This window comes from Lentibacillus sp. (genome assembly GCF_035301925.1).
Lineage (GTDB): Bacteria > Bacillota > Bacilli > Bacillales > Amphibacillaceae > Lentibacillus.
The window spans coordinates 1-3,952 of the sequence record NZ_DATGTI010000101.1; the positions used below are offsets into that span (position 1 = coordinate 1).

The 3,952-nt window shown below is 43.9% G+C and carries 4 protein-coding genes and 1 pseudogene; all 5 read right to left on the bottom strand.

The features are described 5' to 3' along the window. Positions 1–1,437: SLC13 family permease (locus VK080_RS08745; RefSeq protein WP_324224385.1), on the bottom strand; the 1,437-nt coding region annotated here is incomplete at its 3' end. Between the two features lie 55 nt (positions 1,438–1,492). Beyond that, the gene (sat, locus tag VK080_RS08750) at positions 1,493–2,644 is read right to left on the bottom strand and encodes a sulfate adenylyltransferase (protein WP_324224386.1); all 1,152 of its coding nucleotides are present in this window, start codon (positions 2,642–2,644) and stop codon (positions 1,493–1,495) included. 489 nt (positions 2,645–3,133) lie between these two features. Continuing rightward, positions 3,134–3,421 (bottom strand): hypothetical protein, encoded by a 288-nt coding sequence (locus VK080_RS08755; RefSeq protein ID WP_324224387.1) that lies wholly within the window; start codon positions 3,419–3,421, stop codon positions 3,134–3,136. A 99-nt stretch (positions 3,422–3,520) separates the two neighbouring features. Then, complete coding sequence (locus VK080_RS08760; protein ID WP_010529733.1) at positions 3,521–3,673, bottom strand: small acid-soluble spore protein P; 153 nt, start codon at positions 3,671–3,673, stop codon at positions 3,521–3,523. Between the two features lie 89 nt (positions 3,674–3,762). Beyond that, positions 3,763–3,952, bottom strand: a pseudogene (locus VK080_RS08765) (YitT family protein); the annotation flags it as partial.

The window sequence follows — 3,952 nt, forward strand, 5'->3', positions numbered from 1 at the left end:
CAAGCCGTCCGCAATCCATTCCGCCAGACCCGTTTTCCTTATGGCAGCACCAATTCCCAGCGAACTGGCTATCAGTAATAATACATTGAAGTGGACATATTCCTTGGCATCCTGAGGTGTGATAATTTTCGCTGCCAAAAATACCACCACTGCCAGTGCCATCGCCTTGAACATGCTGAGCCATCTCAGTGTCACCGTCATAATCATCACGAGCAGCATTAAGATGGAAAACCAGCCTTTTTTAGCGCTCTGATTCAAGGCAGCCGGTGTATCCAATGACGACACGACAAAAAAATCATTTGACTGCTGATATTTTTCAACAAAATCAGTACCTGCCACAAGCAATAATGAGTCCCCGGGCTTTAACACGATATCCCCGACCTTGCTCTTGATCCGTTCATTATTCCGGTGTACCGCAATGACACCTGCATCATACCGTGAACGGAACTGCAACTGTTTAATTGACTTAGATAAAAGTGACGACTCATCCGACACGACAGCATCCACCAGATTAGTCGACCCATCTTTAAGATCATCCAGCTCAATGCTGGTGCCTGTTTCCAGCTCCAGCCCTTCTATTCTCTGTAAGTCAACAATGGTTGAAATCAATCCGGTGAAAATCAGCCGGTCTTCTTTCTTAATCACTGTTGTTGACCTGACCGGCGAAATCCGTTCTTCTCCGCGAATAATCTCAATCAGATAAAGACCTTTCAAATCACGAAGCCCCGCTTGTTGGACACTCCTATTAAGATGCTTAAAATCTCGTGTGACCTGAATTTCAGCAATGTATTCTTTGGGGTCTTCCTTAATCCGCTGGCTGAAACCTTTATGATCCGGCAACAATTTATAGCCGATTGTAAATAAATAAACGAGCCCGATCAGTGCAGCCGGAATACCAACAACTGCTAATGTGAATAATGAAAAACCCTCCAGTCCAAAGTCCAGCAACAATCCATGAACAACGAGGTTTGTGGACGTTCCCATTAACGTAATCATACCGCCTAAAATCGTGGCATAGGACAACGGGATTAGAAACTTCGAAGGGGCAATCCCGCGATCTTCGCACCATTTTTTAATCATCGGGGTAAACGTCACGACGATCGGCGTATTGTTCAAAAAGGCGGAAAATGCAGATGTTGGTACAAAAAAGCGCAGCATCGAATCTGTGAGAGTGCGGCTGTTCTGAAGCCATTTTTCCATCATTTGATCGATCAAACCACTTTTCTGCACGGCTCCTGCAACGATGAATAATAACGCAACCGTCAGCATTCCTTCATTGGAAAAACCGCTCAAAGCCTCATCAACCGTTAAAATTCCGGACAACAGCAATACAACCAATACTGAAAAAATGACCATGTCAGGCCGTGCCAGTTCGAAAATCAGCACGGCAAACATGGTCAGCAGTAAAATCAGAACAAACATCATATCAAACGACATGGGATATCTGATCCCCTTTTAATAAAAAATAGAGCGGCTTTTTGAAGAGCCTTTCTTAATTTTCCTGCATTCCTTTAATCAGCACATCAGCAACTTCCGGACGTGAAAATTCTTTTGGCAGACGTTTGCCATTCCGCAGCCGTTCACGCACTTTTGTGCCACTTAAGTGGACATGATTTTCCTTGTCGTGCGGGCACGTTTTCGCGGATGCCATATTTTCACAGACTTTGCAATAAAACGCATGTTCAAATTTAAAAATCTGAATGCCAAGTTCTGGTTCATATTGTGCGATCAGCTCTTGTGCATCATATGTGCCATAATAGTCACCGACACCGGCATGATCACGTCCAACGATAAAGTGCGTGCAGCCATAGTTTTTACGCACGATTGCATGCAGAATCGCCTCTTTAGGACCTGCATACCGCATGGCCGCCGGATAGATGACAAGACGTACACGATCTTTGACATAATAGTTTTTAAGAATCGTTTCATAGCTTGCCATCCGGACATCAGGAGGAATGTCATCAGACTTCGTTTCGCCGACAAGCGGATTCAGCAGCAAGCCATCAACTGCTTCAAGTGCGGTCTTTTGAATATGTTCATGCGCACGGTGAACCGGGTTACGCGTCTGGAAACCGACAATTGTTTTCCAGCCCAAATCCTTAAACATTTGCCGTGTTTCAGCCGGATCCATGTAATACGCTGCAAACTGACTGTGATCCGGACGGTTTAACAACGTAATCGGTCCGGCAAGATTCATATTTCCTTTCTCATAAACTTTCTTCACACCGGGATGCGCTTCATCAGTTGTGCCATAAACGTTTTGTGCTTCCTTTTTTTTATCGTATGCATATTTCTCCTCCAGAGTGAGGGTTCCATAGATGATCCCGTCTTTTCCTTTAAGGGCAATTTGTTCACCAATGTGAACGTTTTTAGCCTGTTCTTCAGTGGCCGGCAGTGTTATCGGAATACTCCAGACTGTGCCATCCGCCAGACGTGTATTCTTAACGACATTCTCATAATCAGCTTGCCCCATAAATCCCGTCAGCGGACTGAAACCGCCGATCCCAATCAGTTCCAGATCGGAAATCACCCAGGAATTGACAGTCATTGAATGAAGCTTTTCAGCATGCTTGAGCGCCTCCTCTCTTTTCCGTCCCGTTAATTCACGGCTGATTAATTTTCCGCCATGTGGTTGGTTGACCATATGATAACCTCCGAATTTCAGTTTTCATATAGTAACATATTGAATAAAGGCATAAGTTGGAACCATCCATGACTCAAATTCGTGTCTGATCGTGCAGAGGCTCTATAAGACCGTATTTTTTCGTGTCGTTTGGCAATTCTATTTCCCGTGAAAAATAAGTCTATCGGTGAATGCGCAACAAGTTTAACTTACTCCTTTAATACCTAATGAAAGACATCTCGCTTATTTTTCAGCCAGGATTTGTCCTTCATAACCTCAATATCTCCTCAAAAACAGAAAAATAGCAGGGGGATTTATTTGCAAACGGCCCTGCTATTGTTATCACCTATTTTGATTGCTAAACCTTAAGTGGATCGCATTTTTTATTCGCACCACAAGGAGAATCTTTTACTCATAATCGTGAATATCTTATCCACCGGTCCTTTAATTCCTGTTTCATCAGCAAAAAAGCCCTGAAACGTTTTGTGGCACAATAAAGCTTGCAAACGTTTAGGGTTTTTCATCTTTACTGTATGGCATTTTTGTGATCACTATTGGGTCATTCAAATTAGCATTGGGGATTTGCTGCGCTTCAAATTTCTCCGGCATCGCTTCGATATCCCGTGCTTCCGGCGGGAGTGGTTCATCAACAGAATTCCTGATAATAAATTCCCACTCCTGAAAGGCATGTTTTTTTGTTAACTGTTTATCAGCCGATTTCGGGTTATGCGCTGCACCGGCATTTCCGCAGCCTGCCAGAAGTGAGCAAATGATTATCAGCAAGACGATTTTTTTCAATGGCACCACCCTCATACGAACATATGACTGTTGGCAGTATTATACCACACAAAAATAGCACACAAACCATTTTGTGTGCTATTCTTTCTTTTGAGCTGCTTACATGTCATGATGCGGGTTCTGTTTTTGCCGTGAATGGTTACGCTGTTTCACCTTATGTGAACCCTGCATCGGTTCGCCATATGGCTGTTTCGGACTCTTTGGCAAATTCGGTTTTTCCTGTTGCTTTGGCCCTTTTGGTTTTCCACCCATCATCCATCTCCTCCTTTGCGGTGTCACACATAGCTTTTAACGAGGAAACGGAATCTATGCAATTATCTGGAGCGAATCCATATACCGCATCAGGAAACTACATGCTCACCATGTTTTCGCCGTTCGCTTTTGAACATTCTGACATACGGTAAAAAGAAACTGATGATCACGCCGGAAAATAAGGCATTGATCAAGGTACCGATGCCGATTGCCCCACCGAATATAAACGCCAGAATGACAAGCACGGTACTGATGGCCGCCCGTGAATAGGAAACATTC